Genomic DNA, 18,078 nt, shown 5'->3' on the forward strand with positions numbered 1-18,078 from the left:
CAGGAGTTGATATGTCCACCGAACAACTGTTGAAAACCCCGCTGCACGCCCTGCACCTCGAACTCGGCGCCCGCATGGTGCCGTTCGCCGGCTACGACATGCCAGTGCAGTACCCACTGGGCGTGATGAAGGAACACCAGCACACCCGCGATCAGGCCGGGCTGTTCGACGTGTCCCACATGGGCCAGATCCGCCTGACCGGCGCAGGCGCTGCCAAGGCTCTGGAGAGCCTGGTGCCGGTGGACATCATCGACCTGCCGGTGGGCATGCAGCGCTACGCCATGTTCACCCACGAGAACGGCGGCATTCTTGACGACCTGATGGTCGCCAACCTGGGCAATGACGAACTGTTCCTGGTGGTCAACGCCGCCTGCAAGGATCAGGACCTGGCTCACCTGCGGGCCCATATTGGCGCGCAGTGCAACATCGAGCCGCTGTTCGAAGCCCGCGCCCTGCTCGCCCTGCAAGGCCCGGCCGCCGTCACCGTACTCGCCCGCCTGGCGCCGGACGTGGCGAAAATGACCTTCATGCAGTTCCAGCGCGTCACGCTGTTGGGCGTGGACTGCTTTGTCAGCCGTTCGGGCTACACCGGTGAAGACGGTTTCGAAATTTCCGTACCCGCCGCCGACGCGGAAAAACTCGCCCGCGCCCTGCTGGCCGAGCCGGAAGTCGCAGCCATCGGCCTCGGCGCCCGCGACTCCTTGCGCCTGGAAGCCGGCCTGTGCCTCTACGGCCACGACATGAACACCGAGACCACACCGATCGAAGCCAGCCTGCTGTGGGCGATTTCCAAAGTGCGCCGTGCCGATGGCGCCCGCGCCGGTGGTTTCCCAGGGGCTGAAGCTGTGTTCACCCAACAACAGGGCGGCGTGAGCCGCAAACGTGTCGGTCTGTTGCCCCAAGAACGCACACCGGTGCGCGAAGGCGCGGAGATCGTCAACGAAGCCGGCGAGATTATCGGCGCGGTGTGCAGCGGCGGTTTCGGCCCGACCTTGGGCGCTCCGTTGGCGATGGGTTACCTGGACAGCGCCTATGTGGCACTGGATACGCCGGTCTGGGCCATTGTGCGTGGGAAAAAGGTGCCTTTGCTTGTAAGCAAAATGCCATTCGTTCCACAGCGCTACTACCGCGGCTGATTGGTTGTTTCTATAAGTAACGCGGTTGCGTTATACGTGCACTAATGTGTCACGCAATCGCCATAAAAAGGTGCATGTCCTTAGATGTGCATCGTTCCTTATAACGTTGGCAAACAATTGAACTAGCCTATCGAATAAGCCCCGCTCCGCAAGCGACGTAAATGCTGGCAAACTGAGCAAATACGGGGCCTTCCGGGGGGTTGTTTTTTTATTCGAAGTTGGCGTAGAGTTTGGTCACTGTGTTTGCATGGGTCGCTTGGAATCGTGACCTGGGCAGTAGCTTATGAAGTTCGCTACATCCCGTTCGACGTCTCTTACTTTCCTGCAACCCAGCCCCAGTACTCTTTCATGTGAAAGAGGCTGTCATCAATTTTAGCGTCAAAGGAAATAAGAAAATGTCTCAACGTCAGAGCGGTACCGTCAAGTGGTTCAACGACGAGAAGGGTTTTGGTTTTATCACACCTGAAAGCGGTCCGGACCTGTTCGTGCATTTCCGCGCCATTCAGGGCAACGGCTTCAAGAGCCTGAAAGAAGGCCAGAAAGTCACTTTCGTTGCCGTGCAAGGCCAGAAAGGCATGCAGGCTGACGAGGTTCAAGCCGAAGCCTAAGGCTTTCGCATACTAAAAAGCCCCTGATTGATATCAGGGGCTTTTTTATGGGCGTAAATCCGTAAAATGGCTTCTTTTTTCAGCCGAGGCCGTCATGCCGAAACACCTGCTCACTCCCCAGGGCGACTTTCCTCCCGCCGGCCTGGGCCGTCGCCTGGCTGCGATGTTTTATGACTTTTTGCTGTGCACGGCGCTGCTGATCGTCACCAGCGGTGCCTACAAGATGATCCAGATGGCGATCATCGGCGAAGAAAAAATGCGCGCCCTGACCGAAGCTGGCGCGCTGGACGGCGACCCGCTGCTGTCCACGGTGCTGCTGTTCGTGCTGTTCGGTTTCTTCGCCAAGTTCTGGACCCACAACGGCCAGACCCTGGGTATGCAAGTGTGGTGCATCCGCGTACAGAACGCCGATGGCACGGCCATCAGCCTGTGGCAAGCGCTGTTGCGGTTCGTGGTGTCGATTGCGTCATTGCTGCTGGTGGGGCTGGGCTTCATCTGGGCGCTGTTCGACAAGCGCCAGCGCAGCTGGCATGACATCTACTCGGATACGCAGTTGGTGCGGATTCCCAAGAAGACCAAATAGGCACACACCACAACCCCCGTGGCGAGGGAGCTTGCTCCCTCGCCACAAAAAGCCGTCCAGGCTCAGGACCTTCCAAAAGCCTCAGCCCGTTGGAAAGCCTCGAGCCTTCCAACCATCAGGCATTGCCCGCCAGCTTCATCCGCGCCGCCTGGGTGAAGTCCAGCATGCGCTTGAGCGGGCGAATCGCCTGGGGGATCAGCGCCGGGTCGACGAAGATCTCGTTGGCGCCTTCCTGCAAGCTCTTGAGCGTACGCTCCAGGGTATTCATCGCCATCCAGGGGCAATGCGCGCAACTGCGGCACGCCGCGCCGTTACCGGCGGTAGGGGCTTCGATGAAGACCTTGTCCGGGCACAGCTGCTGCATCTTGTAGAAAATACCGCGGTCGGTGGCGACGATCAGCGTCTTGTTCGGCAGGGTCTGGGCCGCGGCGATCAACTGGCTGGTGGAGCCCACGGCATCCGCCAATTCGATCACCGACGTCGGCGACTCCGGGTGCACCAGGATCGCGGCGTCCGGGTACAGCGCCTTCATGTCTTCCAACTGCTTGGACTTGAACTCTTCGTGGACGATACAGGCACCGTCCCAGAGCAGCATGTCGGCGCCGGTCTTGCGCTGGATGTAGGTGCCGAGATGCTTGTCCGGGCCCCAGATGATCGTCTCGCCGTTATCCATCAGGCTCTCGACGATTTCCAGTGCGCAACTGGACGTCACCACCCAGTCAGCCCGGGCCTTGACCGCCGCCGAGGTGTTGGCATACACCACCACGGTGCGCTCCGGATGCTGGTCGCAGAACGCCGAGAATTCGTCCACCGGGCACCCCAGGTCCAGGGAGCAGGTGGCCTCCAGGGTGGGCATCAACACGCGTTTTTCGGGGTTGAGGATCTTGGCGGTTTCCCCCATGAACTTGACCCCGGCCACCACCACGGTCTTGGCCGGGTGGGCATTGCCGAAGCGGGCCATTTCCAGGGAGTCGGACACGCAACCACCGGTTTCTTCGGCCAGGGCCTGGATGATCGGGTCGCAATAGAAGTGCGCGACCAGCACCGCGTCCTGAGCCTTGAGCTCAGCGGCGATGGCGGCGCGGTACCAGGCCTCTTGCTCGGCGGTCAGCGGCTTGGGCTGCTTGGCGTCGAGGTGGGCCTGGACCAGAAGGCGTTCGGAAATTTGCGTCATGTTCGCAAGACCTGCAAGCGCGTTTAGCGCGAAAGTCGAGTATACACCCGGCTCCGGACCACTCGGGTACCGCCGGGAAAGTGGGTATCAATCAGGCACGGGACAGCGTGAAGCCGGCAAGGCTACAGAATATCCCGTCGATGCAAAAGATCATTCTGACCTGTGTCCCGACTACAGAACCGGACGCGCTCCACTGTGGCGAGGGAGCTTGCTCCCGCTGGGTTGCGTGTAGGAGCTGTCGAGTGCAACGAGGCTGCAATCTTGTCCCAGACACTTGAGTCGTGAGCGAACGATCAAAAGATCAAAAGATCGCAGGCTTCGCCAGCTCCTACAGAGTCAAGCGGGAGCAAGCTCCCTCGCCACAAAAGCGCCTGATGCTCGCCTCCGGCAAGCTGACTGAAATGTAATCACCCGCTCCGTCGGCTTATGTCATCTTCTTTTCAACGCGACACAGGGGAACCGGTGTTCGCAGCGAATCGACTGACGGACTTTCATGGCATGCAAACAAAAACTTCCCGGCGAACCTTCGTAAAAGGCCTGACTGCCGGCGGCATCCTCGGCGGCCTGGGCTTGTGGCGCGCGCCGGTCTGGGCAGTCACTGGTCCGGGCCAGCCCAACGTATTGAGCGGCACCGAGTTCGACCTGTTCATCGGCGAAAGCCCGGTCAATTTCACCGGCCAGCCACGCACCGCCCAGACCATCAACGGTGGCATCCCCGGTCCGCTGCTGCGCTGGCGTGAAGGCGACACCGTGACCCTGCGGGTGCGCAATCGCCTGGAGGACACCACCTCCATCCACTGGCATGGCATCTTGCTGCCGGCCAACATGGACGGCGTCCCAGGGCTGAGCTTCAAAGGCATCGAGCCGGGCGGCCTGTACGTGTATCAGTTCAAGGTCCGGCAGAACGGCACCTACTGGTACCACAGCCATTCCGGTTTCCAGGAACAATCCGGGGTCTACGGCCCACTGGTGATTGACGCCAGGGAACCCGAGCCCTTCCAGTACGAACGGGACTACGTGGTGATGCTCACCGACTGGACGGATGAAAACCCCGGCGCCCTCCTGCGCAAGCTCAAGAAGCAGTCGGACTACTACAACTACAACAAGCGCACCGTCGCCGACTTCATCGACGATGTGGGCAAGAACGGCTGGGCCAGCACCGTCGCCGATCGCAAGATGTGGGCCGAGATGAAGATGAACCCCACCGACCTGGCCGACGTCAGTGGCGCCACCTACACCTACCTCATGAACGGCCAGGCGCCGGACATGAATTGGACCGGCCTGTTCAAGCCTGGCGAACGTCTTCGCCTGCGCTTCATCAACGGCTCGTCCATGAGCTATTTCGACGTGCGCATTCCCGGTCTGAAGATGACAGTCGTGGCGTCCGATGGCCAATACGTCAAACCGGTGAGCGTCGATGAGTTGCGGATCGCCGTGGCCGAAACCTATGACGTCATCGTCGAACCGACCCTGGAGGCCTACACCCTGTTCGCCCAGTCCATGGACCGCACCGGGTATGCCCGCGGCACCCTCGCGACCAGGGCCGGATTGTCGGCACCGGTGCCGCCCCTGGACCCACGGCCCTTGGTGACCATGGACGACATGGGCATGGGTGGCATGGATCACGGCGGCATGAGCGGCATGGGTGAAATGAAAGGCATGGACCACGGTTCGATGCAGGGCATGGCGGGAATGGACGACAGCCCGATGCAAGGCATGGATCACAGCCAGATGCAGGGCATGGGCGACATGGCCGGTATGGATCACGGTGCCATGCAGGGCATGGACAACATGCTGTCGCATCCCGACACCGAGAAAGACAACCCCCTGGTGGACATGCAAGCCATGAGCGTCAAGCCCAAGCTCGACGACCCGGGCATGGGCCTGCGCGACAACGGTCGCAAGGTGCTGACCTACGCCGACCTGCGCAGCACCTTCCCCGACCCCGACGGCCGCGAGCCAGGCCGTACGATCGAGCTGCACCTGACCGGGCACATGGAGAAATTCGTCTGGTCGTTCAACGGCGTGAAGTTTGCCGACGCCGCGCCGCTGCTGCTCAAGTACGGCGAGCGACTGCGCATCGTGCTGATCAACGACACCATGATGACCCACCCCATCCACCTGCACGGCATGTGGAGCGACCTGGAGGATGAGAACGGCCAGTTCATGGTTCGCAAGCACACCATCGACGTGCCGCCGGGCGCCAGGCGCAGCTACCGGGTCACCGCCGATGCCCTCGGGCGCTGGGCGTATCACTGCCATCTGCTGTATCACATGGAGATGGGCATGTTCCGTGAAGTTCGGGTGCAGGAATGAGGAAGCGACCATGACCATTATCATGAAATACCCCGCCCTGCCCGTGGCCATCCTCGCCCTCGGCACCAGCGTCTCGGCGTGGGCCGCGAGCAATGACATGCCGGGCATGGACCACAGCCAGATGCAAGGCATGGACTCGATGCAGGGCATGGAACCCATGCAGTCGGCCCCTGCCACCAGCCGTACGCCCATCCCGGAACTGACCGCCGCCGACCGCGCCGCCGTCTACGAGGATCCGGGCGGGCACGCGGTGCATGACAGTGGCATCCATTCGTTTTTCCTCGTCGACCAATTGGAGTGGCAAGACGCCGATGACGGCAGTGCCCTGAGCTGGGATGCCTCCGGCTGGATCGGCGGCGACATTGACCGTTTGTGGCTGCGCTCCGAAGGTGAACGCCTCAACGGCAAGACTGAAGAAGCCGAAGTCCAGGCCCTGTGGGGCCATGCCGTCAGCCCTTGGTGGGACGTGGTGGCCGGCGTGCGCCAGGATTTCAAGCCAGGCGATTCGCAAACCTGGGCCGCGTTCGGCGTACAAGGCATGGCGCTGTACAACTTCGAAGCCGAGGCTACCGCGTTCATCGGCGAAGGCGGCCAGAGCGCGGCACGCCTGGAAGGCGACTACGACATCTTGTTGACCAATCGCCTGATCCTGCAGCCCACCGCCGAAGCCAACTTCTATGGCAAGAACGATCCGGCTCGCGGCGTCGGGTCGGGGCTGTCGGACACCGCATTGGGCCTGCGCCTGCGCTACGAAGTGCGCCGCGAGTTCGCCCCTTACATTGGCGTCACCTGGAATCGGGTCTACGGCAACACCGCCGACTACGCCCGGGAAGAAGGTGAGGACCGCAGCGAAGCGCGCCTGGTGCTGGGCGTGCGCATGTGGTTCTGAGCCGCTGATCTGTTTCACTTAAAACTAAAACCAAGCTGTAGGAGTCCTTGCATGTCATTCATCAAAACCGCTGTCGTATTGTCCGTCGGCCTGTTGCTCAGCGGCCTGGCCCAGGCTCATCCAAAACTGCTCTCCTCCACCCCGGCCGAAGGCGCCGAGGGTGCGGCACCGGCAAAGATCGAGCTGCACTTTTCCGAAAACCTGCTGACCAAGTTTTCCGGCGCCAAGCTGATGATGACCGCGATGCCCGGCATGGCCGCGCATTCGCCAATGCCGATGCCGGCCAAGGTGTCCGGCAGCGAAGATCCGAAAAACATGGTCATCACGCCGAATGCGCCGCTCACCGCGGGCACCTATCAGGTCCAGTGGCGCGCGGTGTCATCCGACACTCACCCGATCACCGGCAACGTCACGTTCAAGGTGAAGTGAGTTGATGAGCGACTCGATCAACATTGCGCTGCGCTTTGCCCTGTACCTGGATTTGATGTTGCTGTTCGGCCTGGCCGCGTTTGGCCTGTATAGCCTGCGAGGCCCGGAACGAGTGTCGGGGGTACAGTTACCTTTCGCGCCACTGCTGGTGACCACGACGGTGCTGGGCGGGTTGCTTTCCCTGGCGGCCATGGCGTGCATGGCCTGGGCCATGAGCGGTGTTTCGGAGTGGGCCGAATTGTGGCCACACATTGAAATGATGGTGCTGGAGACCGATGTCGGCTGGACCTGGATGCTGCGCATGGCGGCGCTGGTGCTGGCCGGTTTCGCCGTGACGCTCAATAAACGTTGGCCGGCCGCCAGCCTTGGCCTGGTCACGCTGGGCGGGGCCGTGGCCCTGGCGACATTGGCCTGGGCAGGCCACGGTGCCATGGACGAAGGCACCCGCCGTAACTGGCACTTCATCACCGACTTCCTGCACCTGTGGGCGGCGGGCGGCTGGGTCGGTGCCCTGGCGGCGTTTGCCCTGCTGCTTCGCCAGGCCGAACCGCAGTTGGCGGTACTGACCCGGACATTGACCGGGTTTGAAACCGCCGGGGCAGTGATCGTGGTGCTCATCAGCGTGACTGGGGTGGTCAATTATCTGTTCATCGTCGGTCCCAGCGTCACAGGGCTGCTCGACAGCACCTATGGTCAGTTGCTGGCGCTGAAACTCATCTTGTTCGCGGCCATGTTGGTGTTCGCTGCGTTGAATCGTTTTCACCTGAGCCCACTCCTGGAAAGTGCCCGACAGAGCGGCGAGCATGGGGTCGCGGTGAATGCCCTACGGCGCAGCATGGTCCTGGAGTTCTCCGTGGCGGTGGTCATCCTGGGGTTGGTGGCCTGGCTGGGGACGTTGAGCCCCGGGATGGAATAAACGGCACTGAATTCGTGGCGAGGGAGCTTGCTCCCGCTGGGTTGCGTGTAGGAGCTGTCGAGTGCAACGAGGCTGCGATCTTGTCCCAGACGCTTGAGTCGTGAGCGAACGATCAAAAGATCAAAAGATCGCAGGCTTCGCCAGCTCCTACAGAGCCCAGCGGGAGCAAGCTCCCTCGCCACAAAGGGCAACCGGGCGCGGTATTTAGTTTTTCAATACCAGCAGCCAGTTTTCAGTTTGCCCATCGCAAGGTGCCCTGGCCTAAATGGCGCTTTATCCTGCCAAGGCGCTGTTATGGAAAACGTTCGAACCTCAAGCACCCATGCCGCCTGGCTAATGGTCAGCATCGTGTTGGTAGCGCTGAACCTGCGGCCTTCGATGGCGGCAATCGGGCCGTTGCTGTCGGCCATTCGTGGCGAGGTAGCCCTGAGCTTCAGCACCGCCTCGCTGCTGACCATGTTGCCGGTCATGGCGATGGGCCTGGCGATGTTCCTGGGCATGCGCATCGCCCTGCGCATCGGTGAACACCGCACCATCGTGCTGTCGCTGTTGATCATTGGCGTCGCCACGGCATCGCGCTTGTACCTGGACAGCGCCGCCGAGCTGATCGTCAGCGCGGTGTTGGCCGGGCTCGGCATCGCGCTGATCCAGGCGGTGATGCCGGCGCTGATCAAATCGCGCTTCGCCGACAATGTCTCGTTGTTCATGGGCTTGTACGTCACGTCGATCATGGGCGGGGCAGCCATTGCCGCATCGTTCTCCCCCTTCGTGCTGGCGCAGACCGGCAGTTGGCGCATTGGCCTGGCGATCTGGGCGCTGCTGGCGCTGGTCGCCCTGGGCTGCTGGTACGCCCAGCGATCAGCACTGACATCGCTGCCCGGAGCCCCTGCCCGGCCGCAAGCGTCATTCTTCAACAATTCCCGGGCTTGGCTGCTGGCGATTTTCTTCGGCCTGGGCACCGCTTCCTACACTTGCGTACTGGCCTGGCTGGCCCCGTACTATGTGGAAAAAGGCTGGAGTGAACAGCACGCTGGCTTGCTGCTGGGGTTCCTCACGGCCATGGAAGTGCTGTCCGGCCTTGTCACACCGGCGATTGCCAACCGCAGCCAGGATAAACGCGTGGTCCTCACCGTGTTACTGGCGTTGATCATGGCTGGCTTCGGCGGCCTCATCCTCAGCCCGGAACGCTTCAGCCTGTTGTGGCCCTGCCTGTTGGGCCTGGGCATCGGCGGCCTGTTCCCGATGAGCTTGATCGTGTCCCTCGACCACTTGGACAACCCGCGACGGGCCGGTGGCCTGACGGCGTTTGTGCAAGGCATCGGCTACCTGATCGCCGGGCTCTCGCCGTTGATTGCCGGGATGATTCGCGATCAGTTGGGCAGCTTCGAATGGGCCTGGTGGTCGCTCACCGCCGTCATGGCATTGATGCTCCTGATGGTCCTGCGCTTCGATCCCAAGCAATACGCGCGGCATATAGACTAGGCAACGCTTGTCGCAGCCTTGCACCTGTTTGAAGGATAAAAGCCCCAGGCTCATGTATAAATGGAGACTTTCGTCAGGACAAAGAGAGACGCAGGGATGACGCCGAGAATAGCTGATGCTGGTCAGTAACCTGCTCAGAAAGCTGGACATGCAAGACCTGATGGTTTTCGTGGCGGTGTATGAACAGGGCAATGTCACCAAGGTCTCCGAGGCCTTATGCGTCAGCCAGTCAACCGTGAGCTACTGCCTGAAGAAACTGCGCACCAGTTTCGACGACGAGCTGTTCATCAATACCCGCTCCGGCATGAGCCCCACTCATAAAGCCACCGCCATGTACGGCCAGATACTGGGAGTGCTCCAGGCAATCAATCAATGTCATTCCGGCTTCCAGGCATTCGATCCGAATCAGGAAGAGATCACCTTCAACCTCTGCGCGCCGGAATACTTCGAACTGCTGATCCTGCCAAAATTGGTCAAGCGCTTCATCGGCAAGCGCTTTGCGGTGGTCATCAACACGACGAAATTTCATCGGGATATTCCAGTTGATGCACTGCGGGACGATCGCTTCGATCTTGTCGTCTGTTTCGGGCCGCACTTCCATGGCGATGTCAAAGGTCTGCGCTCGCAGATGCTGCTCGAAGACGAATTGGTGTGCGTCTTCGATAAAAATCTCCCTGGGCCGCAAGCAGACTTCAGCCTGGCAGCGTTTGCCGCCCGCCAGCACGTATTTCCAACACCTTGGACGTCCGACACCAACATGATCGATGGCTGGCTCGCTCAACAGGGTTATAACCGGAAGATCGTCGCAAGGGCCAACAGCTACGTAGCAGCGTTGAACCTGATCACTGGAACCGACTTCATCCTGACGTTGCCTCGGCGTATCCAGGCATTGATTTGCGATCAAGCACGATTCGGCGAACACCCGCCACCCACGGGCTTACCGAACTTTACCTTGGAGATGGTCTGGAGCGAGAAAGCGAGCCAGGACTGCGCCAACATCTGGCTTCGCGAGCAGATCATGCAAGTATGCGCCGAGGAGGGCCTGCTCTGACCCCCACTTCGGTGGGTGCAATGCCGTTCACTTAAGAAAAATGATGACCCTGTGGCGAGGGAGCTTGCTCCCGCTCGGCTGCGTGTAGGAGCTGTCGAGTGCAACGAGGCTGCGATCTTGTTCCAGACCATTGAGTCTTAAGATCAAAAGATCGCAGCCTTCGGCAGCTCCTGCAGCCCAGCGGGAGCAAGCTCCCTCGCCACGGGTTTGCCGATTGCCTTAAGTGAACAGCATTGACTTCGGTGGGTGGGCTTTTTCATGGGCAAAAAAAAATCCGGAAATCCTCACTTTCGTGGGCCTTCCAGACTTTTAAAACAGCAAAAAATGGTGGGTCGTGTGGGATTCGAACCTACGACCAATTGGTTAAAAGCCAACTGCTCTACCAACTGAGCTAACGACCCGCTGTGTGGTGGCGCGTATAATACTGATTTTTAAGGACTATTCAACACCTAATTTGAAATAAATCAAAAATAACGGGTTGGATCGCTCACACCCGCCGCCGCAAAGCCTTCCGCGCGCAAGCGGCAGCTGTCGCATTTGCCGCAAGCGCGGCCCTGATCATCGGCCTGATAGCAGGAAACAGTGAGCCCGTAGTCCACGCCAAGCTTCACACCCGCCTTGACGATGTCGGCCTTGCTGAGATTCTGCAACGGTGCCTGGATGCGGAAACCCTGCCCTTCCACGCCGGCCTTGGTCGCCAGGTTGGCCATGCGCTCGAACGCTTCGACGAACTCGGGACGGCAATCCGGGTAGCCGGAATAATCCACGGCATTGACGCCAATGAAAATGTCGCGGGCGCCTAGCACTTCGGCCCAGCCCAGCGCCAAGGACAGGAACACCGTGTTACGCGCCGGCACATAGGTCACCGGGATGCCTTCGCCAGGCGCCTCGGGCACGTCGATGGAACTGTCGGTCAGGGCGGAGCCGCCGATGCCGTTGAGGTTCAGGCCGATCACCTTGTGCTCCGCCACGCCCAGATCCCGGGCAACGCGCTCGGCGGCGTGCAGTTCTGCGCGGTGACGCTGGCCATAGTCGAAACTCATGGTGTAGCAGCGGTAGCCCTCGGCATGGGCCATGGCCACGACCGTGGCCGAATCCAGGCCACCGGACAACAGAATGACCGCACGTTTTTCAGCAATGTTCGAATGTTCAGTCATCTCAGCGCCCCGGCTCGTCGTTCCAAAGATATTTATGCAACTGCAATTGCAGGCGCACCGGCAAGTTGTCCGCCACTACCCAATCCGCCAGGTCCCGGGCGCTCAAATCGTGATGGCTCGGCGACAGCAACACTTCGCCGGCCCGCTGATCGAGCCCGTACTGGATCAACTTGGACACGGCCCAGTCGTAATCCTCCCGCGAACAGATCACAAACTTGACCTGATCGTTGGGCGTCAGCAATTCGATATTTTCGTAACGGTTGCGGTGCGCTTCCTTGGAGCCTGGGGTTTTCAAGTCCACGACGCGGCTGACGCGCGGGTCGACGGCCGAAATGTCCAGGGCGCCGCTGGTTTCCAGCGAGACCTCGTAACCGGCATCACACAACTGCTTGAGCAAAGGGATGGCGTTAGGTTGCGCCAAGGGCTCGCCGCCCGTGACACAGACATAACGCGGACGATAACCAGCCACTTGCTCCAGGATATCGTCCAGGGTTCGCACGGTGCCGCCGCTGAAGGCGTAGGCGCTGTCGCAGTATTGGCAACGCAACGGACAACCGGTGAGGCGCACGAATACCGTGGGCAGCCCAGCCGTTCGCGTTTCACCCTGCAACGAGTAAAAAACTTCGGTGATTCTCAATGTGTCTTGCATAGTCGCCACGGGCGTAACAGCTAAACAGGCTGTCCGCCTCCGTCAGGCACTTCAAGGAACCCCGCCAACGCGCAGATCCCAAAAAGCGTGTTTCAGAAAAAGGGCGTGAATTCTAACGAAAAAACCCGCGACAGGCGCGGGTTTCTTCAAAACAGGTCAAGCCGGATTACATGCGCTGCAGATCGCGCTGGGCCAACTGGGCGGCGGATGTGCCCGGGTACTGGGCCACCACCTGCTGCAAAATGCCCTTCACCTTGTCGGTGTGACCAAGGCGGCGCTCTACGTCAGCCAGCTTGTACAGCGAATCCGGCACCTTGGCGTGCTTGGGATACAGTTGCGAAACCTTGGCGAACGCCTGGCCGGCACCTTGCAGGTCGCCCTTGGCCAGGTTCACCTCGCCCAGCCAGTATTGGGCATTGCCCGCGTACTGGCTGTTTGGGTATTTGCGCAGGAAAGCGGCAAAGGCCTGGCTGGCCTTGTCGAAATCCTTGGCCTTGATCAGGTCGAAGGCAGCATCGTAATAGAGCTTTTCCTTCGCCGGATCAGCCGGCTCGCCACCGGCGGCAGGTGCTGCTGGAGCAACTGCCCCCGCGCCTGCGGCTGCACCGGGGGCATTCAAGTCGCCACCGGCTGGAGAATTCTCAGGAGTCGCGGCAGGTGCAACGCCGGTTCCTATGCGCCGATCAAGATCCTGGTATCGCTCCAGGTTTTCCTGCTTCATGCGCGAAATATCATTTTGCAGTTCTTCGATCACACCTTGTTGGCGCGAGATCTGATCCTGCATTTGCTGCAGTTGGTTGAACAGCTGGCCCTGTGCCGAGACAGGGGCCGAAACCCCTCCCCCGGCATAGGCGCCGTTCGTACCGTAACCTGCAGGCGGATAGCTGCTCCCGCTATTGTTATAGCCGGAGTCGTTATCGACCACAGGAACCGCAGCCCACGCCGCAAGCGGCGCGAGGCTGAGAGCCAGGACAGTTACAGCACGACGGCACGTTCGCATGACGAATTACTTACGCAGTTCGACGCGACGGTTCTGAGCCCAGGACTGCTCGTCGTTGCCGGTAGCAACTGGACGCTCTTCGCCGTAGGAAACCAGTTCCAGCTGAGCTGGGGAAACACCTTGCAGTACCAGGTAGCGCTGAACGGCTTTCGCACGACGCTCGCCCAGTGCCATGTTGTACTCACGAGTACCACGTTCGTCGGTGTTGCCTTCCAGAACAACGCGAGCGCCGTTTGCTTTCAGGTCTTTGGCGTGAACGTCCAGAGCGCGCATGGCTTCTGGCTTCAGGTCCGAGCTGTCGTATTCGAAGTAGAAGGTGGTGATTGCGCGCAGAGCAGCTTCTTCGCTCAGGGAGCCGTCAACTGCACCAGTGTTAGCGCCGTAACCAGCGTTTGGATCAACAGCGCCTTCACCGGCATTGTCGCCGCCTTTGGACGAGCAACCTACAGCTACAGCCATGGCCAGAGCCAGCGCAGCAAATTTACCAAACTTCAGCATTTCCATCGTGAAACTCCTAATGAACCCCAGTGTGTTAAGTAAAACGTATTGCGCCGCGTCAGTTCAGGTAAGGGGACCAGGACGGTTCTCTGACTTCGCCTTGAGCGGTAGGAAGCGGGAGCCTCACGCGTCCATTAATGGACACGAGCATCAAGACTCCCCGGCCCTGCTGGCGGGTGGCGTAGATTACCATGGTGCCGTTGGGCGCAACAGTAGGTGACTCGTCCAGAGTGCTATCAGTGAGGATTTTTACGCTACCGCGCTGCAAATCCTGGGCTGCCACCTTGAAATTGGTGAAACCATCCTGGCGATGGATCATCACCAGGGTCTTTTCATCCGCCGACAGTTTAGGGTTGGCGTTGTAGTTACCGACGAAGGTCACGCGTTCGGCACCGCCGCCACCGGCACTGGTCTTGTAGATCTGTGGCTTGCCGCCGCGGTCGGAGGTGAAGTAGATGGTCGAGCCATCCTTGCCCCAGAACGGTTCGGTGTTGATGCCCGGGCCGTTGGTGACGCGGGAGATCGAACGCGAAGCCAGGTTCATCACGTAGACGTCCGGGTTCCCGTCCTTGGACAGTACGAACGCCAGGCGCGAACCGTCCGGCGACCAGGCTGGCGCGCCGTTCAGGCCTTCGAAGTTGGTGATCTGCTCACGACGACCGGTGTCGATGTGCTGCACGAAAATGCGCGGACGCTTCTGCTCGAACGAGACATAGGCGATGCGCTTGCCATCGGGTGCGAAGCGCGGCGACAGGATCGGCTCGCGCGATTGCAGCAGGGTCACCGCGCGCGCGCCATCATAGTCGGAACGCTGCAGGGTGTAGCGGGTGTTGTTCTCGGAGAAACGCTCGGCCGTCACGTAGAGCATGCGAGTGGAGAACGCGCCCTTGATGCCGGTGAGCTTCTCGAACGACTGGTCGGCGATGTAGTGCGCCATGTCGCGCAGTTGATCGACGCTGCCCGACACGCTGCCGGTCAGCACTTGCTGCTCGGTGGCGACGTTGAACAGGCCGTACTGCACCTGCAGGCGACCGCCGGCCGGAACGATGCTGCCGACCATGATGTACTGGGCGCCCAGGGCCTTCCAGTCACGGTAGATGACTTCGCTGGCCTGGGTTGGCAGGCTGATCATGTTCTGTTTCGGAATCGGCGCGTAGTAACCCGAGTTGCGCAGGTCGTTGCCGATGATTTCCGCCATGTCGTCCGGCAGGACGCTACCGCCCTGCCAGCCGAACGGTACGACGGCGATCGGGGTCGCCCGGTCGCTGCCGCTGGTGACCAGGATGTTCTTTTCCTCTGCTACCGCTATCCCTGCCAGGCAGCAGATAACGACCAGCATTGATCGAAGAAGGTTTCTCACAAGGCTAGATCCTCAGGTGTGAATGTCATCTTGAATGAACGATAAGGAGCAAAGTCGCTCGGTTTCATTCCTTGCATTTCCGTCAAACGCCCAATGTTCTTGACCGCAGCGACCGCCGAAGCGTCGAACGGACCGTCACCACTGGACTTGGCGACGCTGACCGAGGTAACCGTACCGTCGGGCAACATGCCGATCTGCAATACTACCGTCATGCCTTTGCGCGCCGAAGGTGGACGAGCCCAGCCTTCTGCCGCTCGTGCGCGAATCAGATCATCGTAGCTGCCGGCGACTTCATCGCCCTGCTCATCGGCCAAGGCCTGCTGGCGCTCCGGCGTGTCGGAAAGCAAATCTGCCAAGGCCTGGGCCTTTTTGTCTTCGGCGGATTTACGCGCTGCGTCCTGGGCCTTTTTCTTGGCGGCGTCGGCAGCGGCTTTCTTCTTCGCGTCTTCGGCGACTTTCTTTTTCGCCTCTTCAGCTTCGGCTTTCTTCTTGGCGTCCTCGGCCGCTTTTTTCTTCGCGTCCTCGACGATCTTTTTCTTCGCTTCTTCAGCGGCGGCTTTCTTGGCCTCTTCTTCAGCGGCTTTCTTGGCTTCTTCTTCGGCTTTCTTCTTGGCTATATCAGCCAATTGTTTCTCTTCTGCCTTCTTGGCCTCGGCGGTTTTCTTCGCGTCGTCGGCTTTCTTGGCTTCGTCAGCCTTTTTCGCCTCGTCCGCTTTCTTCGCCTCATCGGCCTTCTTGGCTTCTTCGGCCTTTTGAGCCGCTTCCTCTTTCTTTTGTTCCGCGGCCTTTATCGCTTCCTGCTCGACCTTTTTCTGCTCCATCTGCTCGACTTCAGTCTGGCGCGCGGCGGATTTCTTCGCCTCACCGGCAAGCTTCTGGTTGGTCTGCGTAGTGGCCTGGCTTTTTGACTTGAGCTGGTACAACGTCGCCTGCACGATCGGCTTGGCCGGCGGCAGCTCCGGGGTCATGGCAAAACTGACGAACAGCATGCCGAACACCAGCACATGCAGGCCGATGGCCAGGACACTGGGCCAGAAGTAACTTTCCGAGGCGGACGGCTCTCGCTGTTGCTGCATCAGGGTGCCTCGGTAATCAAGCCAACATTACCGACCCCGGCTTTCTGCAGGCCGCCCATGGCACCCATCACGGCACCGTAGTCGACAGTCTTGTCGCCGCGAATGAAGACCTGGGTGCGTTTGCCGTTGCTGTTGCCGGCATTGATGATCTTGGTCACCGCGTCGGTCATCTGCGGCAAGGTCATGGCCCGGTCCTGCTGCTTCTCGGTATCGACTTCGCTGCCAAGGTTCCAGTAGTAGGTCTTGTCAGCCTTGATCGAAATGGTCAGTACCTGGGTGTTGTTGTCCTGCGGCAAGGCTTCGCTGGAAACCTTGGGCAGATCGACCTTCACGCCCTGATTGAGCATGGGCGCGGTCACCATGAAGATGACCAGCAGCACCAACATCACGTCGATGTAGGGCACCACGTTCATCTCGGCAACCGGCTTGCGCTTTTTTCGGGCTCGAGCGATTAAAGCCATTGGGAAATACCTGCTTATTCTTCGCTGGTGTGCACTTTGCGGTGCAGGATCGCCTGGAATTCATCGGCGAAGGTGTAGTAGCGGCTGGTCAGCGTTTCGCTGCGGGCAGCGAAGCGGTTGTAGGCGATAACGGCCGGGATCGCCGCGAACAGGCCGATGGCGGTGGCGATCAGCGCCTCGGCAATACCCGGGGCCACGGTGGCCAGCGTCGCCTGTTGGGCGGAAGCCAGGCCACGGAAGGAGTTCATGATCCCCCACACGGTACCGAACAGACCGATGTACGGGCTGACCGAACCGACGGTCGCCAGGAACGGCAGGCCCTGTTCGAGTTTTTCCTCTTCGCGGGAAATGGCGACGCGCATGGCACGGGCCACGCCTTCCATCACCGCTTCAGGATCGACGCCAGGCTGCTGGCGCAGGCGGGAGAACTCCTTGAAGCCGGCACGAAAGATCTGCTCGACGCCCGAATCCGGGTCGGGGTTGCTGCCAGCCTGGCGATACAGCTTGGACAGGTCGATGCCGGACCAGAAGCGCTCTTCGAAGCTCTCCAGGGCACGGCGACCGGCGCGCAGCATGTTGCTGCGCTGAAAGATCATGATCCATGAGGTCACCGATGCGGCTACCAGGGTCAGCATTACCAGTTGCACCACGACGCTGGCATTGCTGACCAGGCTCCACATGGAGGAATGGTCGACGACGTTAGCTTCCACGCTTTATCTCCTGCTCTGAGTGTGTACCCGCGCCGCTCACGCCGGCAAAGGCCGCACGTAGAGCTTCGGGAATGGCCCGGGGTTTCAAACTATGGGTGCGCACACAGGCCACCAAAAACTGCCCTTCACAGAGCAGCACATTATCCGTAGCCCGCCTGACCTGCTGCTTGAAGCGCAGGCTGACACGGTTCAATTCGATGACATCGGCACTTACCACCAGTTCGTCGTCCAGTCGCGCCGGCGCGTGGTAGCGCGCTTCGCTGGAATGCACGACGAATAACAGGTCCTCCCCTGCCAGCGCGGATTGGGCAAAACCCAGTTCCCGCAGCCGTTCGGTTCGAGCCCGTTCCATAAACTTGAGGTAATTGACGTAGTAGACGATGCCGCCAGCATCGGTGTCCTCGTAATAAACGCGACAGCGATGTGCGAACGACTCCAGCCCGTTTTGCGCGCGCATACTCTAGTGCTTACTCCTCAGGTTGCCAATCGGCCAGGCAACTGTTTTTTCATTCTCGAATGCATTGACGCTCCAGGCGTGGTCTGGGACAGCACGAACCGGAAAAAAGTCGACATTCAGAGCTCG

At 60.3% G+C, this 18,078-nt stretch carries 19 protein-coding genes and 1 tRNA gene; 9 read left to right on the forward strand and 11 right to left on the reverse strand.

Annotation, left to right across the window (positions count from 1 at the left end):
* Positions 1-11 precede the first annotated feature (11 nt).
* The 3 genes from gcvT (at position 12) to AD659_RS20640 (ending at position 2,327) form a co-directional block, all read left to right on the forward strand.
* Entirely contained in the window at positions 12-1,136 is a 1,125-nt protein-coding gene (gene gcvT / locus AD659_RS20630; RefSeq protein WP_053124589.1) for a glycine cleavage system aminomethyltransferase GcvT, read from the forward strand.
* A 395-nt stretch (positions 1,137-1,531) separates the two neighbouring features.
* Entirely contained in the window at positions 1,532-1,744 is a 213-nt protein-coding gene (locus AD659_RS20635) for a cold-shock protein (protein WP_003175786.1), read from the forward strand.
* Between the two features lie 94 nt (positions 1,745-1,838).
* On the forward strand, positions 1,839-2,327 hold the full coding sequence (locus AD659_RS20640) for an RDD family protein (RefSeq protein ID WP_053124591.1): 489 nt from the start codon (positions 1,839-1,841) through the stop codon (positions 2,325-2,327).
* Between the two features lie 115 nt (positions 2,328-2,442).
* On the opposite strand, the gene nadA is transcribed toward AD659_RS20640, so the two are convergent.
* Positions 2,443-3,501: a quinolinate synthase NadA gene (nadA, locus tag AD659_RS20645; RefSeq protein ID WP_003205010.1), complete on the reverse strand. Its 1,059-nt coding sequence runs from the start codon at positions 3,499-3,501 to the stop codon at positions 2,443-2,445.
* Between the two features lie 498 nt (positions 3,502-3,999).
* Here nadA and AD659_RS20650 point away from each other — a divergent pair, with 498 nt between their 5' ends.
* The 6 genes from AD659_RS20650 to AD659_RS20675 all read left to right on the forward strand — a co-directional run bounded on the left by AD659_RS20650 (position 4,000) and on the right by AD659_RS20675 (position 10,584).
* On the forward strand, positions 4,000-5,817 hold the full coding sequence (locus tag AD659_RS20650; RefSeq protein WP_053124593.1) for a copper resistance system multicopper oxidase: 1,818 nt from the start codon (positions 4,000-4,002) through the stop codon (positions 5,815-5,817).
* Positions 5,818-5,839: 22 nt separating this feature from the next.
* Positions 5,840-6,706 (forward strand): copper resistance protein B, encoded by an 867-nt coding sequence (locus tag AD659_RS20655; RefSeq protein ID WP_167352842.1) that lies wholly within the window; start codon positions 5,840-5,842, stop codon positions 6,704-6,706.
* A gap of 51 nt (positions 6,707-6,757) precedes the next feature.
* Positions 6,758-7,135 carry a copper homeostasis periplasmic binding protein CopC gene (gene copC, locus AD659_RS20660; RefSeq protein WP_053124597.1) on the forward strand — a complete coding sequence of 126 codons (378 nt, stop codon included), beginning with the start codon at positions 6,758-6,760 and terminating at the stop codon, positions 7,133-7,135.
* A gap of 4 nt (positions 7,136-7,139) precedes the next feature.
* A complete protein-coding gene (gene copD, locus AD659_RS20665; protein WP_053124599.1) occupies positions 7,140-8,051 on the forward strand; it encodes a copper homeostasis membrane protein CopD in 912 nt (303 codons plus the stop codon).
* Between the two features lie 294 nt (positions 8,052-8,345).
* On the forward strand, positions 8,346-9,533 hold the full coding sequence (locus AD659_RS20670; protein ID WP_053124601.1) for a cyanate transporter: 1,188 nt from the start codon (positions 8,346-8,348) through the stop codon (positions 9,531-9,533).
* 115 nt (positions 9,534-9,648) lie between these two features.
* Positions 9,649-10,584, forward strand: a complete 936-nt coding sequence (locus AD659_RS20675; RefSeq protein WP_053124603.1) for a LysR family transcriptional regulator — start codon at positions 9,649-9,651, stop codon at positions 10,582-10,584.
* Between the two features lie 325 nt (positions 10,585-10,909).
* On the opposite strand, the gene AD659_RS20680 is transcribed toward AD659_RS20675, so the two are convergent.
* From AD659_RS20680 to ybgC, 10 genes are all read right to left on the reverse strand, one after another.
* Positions 10,910-10,985: transfer RNA gene (locus AD659_RS20680), tRNA-Lys, on the reverse strand.
* Between the two features lie 63 nt (positions 10,986-11,048).
* Complete coding sequence (gene queC / locus AD659_RS20685; protein WP_172681748.1) at positions 11,049-11,723, reverse strand: 7-cyano-7-deazaguanine synthase QueC; 675 nt, start codon at positions 11,721-11,723, stop codon at positions 11,049-11,051.
* A gap of 19 nt (positions 11,724-11,742) precedes the next feature.
* Complete coding sequence (queE, locus tag AD659_RS20690) at positions 11,743-12,390, reverse strand: 7-carboxy-7-deazaguanine synthase QueE (protein ID WP_053124607.1); 648 nt, start codon at positions 12,388-12,390, stop codon at positions 11,743-11,745.
* Positions 12,391-12,556: 166 nt separating this feature from the next.
* Positions 12,557-13,390, reverse strand: coding sequence for a tol-pal system protein YbgF (gene ybgF / locus AD659_RS20695; RefSeq protein WP_053124609.1), 834 nt, complete (start codon positions 13,388-13,390; stop codon positions 12,557-12,559).
* A gap of 6 nt (positions 13,391-13,396) precedes the next feature.
* A complete protein-coding gene (gene pal, locus AD659_RS20700; RefSeq protein ID WP_003178634.1) occupies positions 13,397-13,894 on the reverse strand; it encodes a peptidoglycan-associated lipoprotein Pal in 498 nt (165 codons plus the stop codon).
* 52 nt (positions 13,895-13,946) lie between these two features.
* On the reverse strand, positions 13,947-15,248 hold the full coding sequence (gene tolB / locus AD659_RS20705; RefSeq protein ID WP_053124611.1) for a Tol-Pal system beta propeller repeat protein TolB: 1,302 nt from the start codon (positions 15,246-15,248) through the stop codon (positions 13,947-13,949).
* Positions 15,245-16,324: a cell envelope integrity protein TolA gene (gene tolA, locus AD659_RS20710; RefSeq protein ID WP_053124613.1), complete on the reverse strand. Its 1,080-nt coding sequence runs from the start codon at positions 16,322-16,324 to the stop codon at positions 15,245-15,247. Before tolA ends, tolB begins: the two co-directional genes overlap by 4 nt.
* Positions 16,324-16,776, reverse strand: coding sequence for a protein TolR (gene tolR / locus AD659_RS20715; RefSeq protein ID WP_162277330.1), 453 nt, complete (start codon positions 16,774-16,776; stop codon positions 16,324-16,326). The genes tolA and tolR overlap by 1 nt, the downstream gene beginning before the upstream one ends.
* A gap of 23 nt (positions 16,777-16,799) precedes the next feature.
* A complete protein-coding gene (tolQ, locus tag AD659_RS20720; RefSeq protein WP_030140798.1) occupies positions 16,800-17,495 on the reverse strand; it encodes a protein TolQ in 696 nt (231 codons plus the stop codon).
* On the reverse strand, positions 17,485-17,952 hold the full coding sequence (gene ybgC, locus AD659_RS20725) for a tol-pal system-associated acyl-CoA thioesterase (RefSeq protein ID WP_003205037.1): 468 nt from the start codon (positions 17,950-17,952) through the stop codon (positions 17,485-17,487). The genes tolQ and ybgC overlap by 11 nt, the downstream gene beginning before the upstream one ends.
* Between the last annotated feature and the right edge of the window lie 126 nt (positions 17,953-18,078).

This window comes from Pseudomonas thivervalensis, assembly GCF_001269655.1.
In the GTDB taxonomy this organism is placed as follows: Bacteria; Pseudomonadota; Gammaproteobacteria; order Pseudomonadales; family Pseudomonadaceae; genus Aquipseudomonas; species Aquipseudomonas thivervalensis.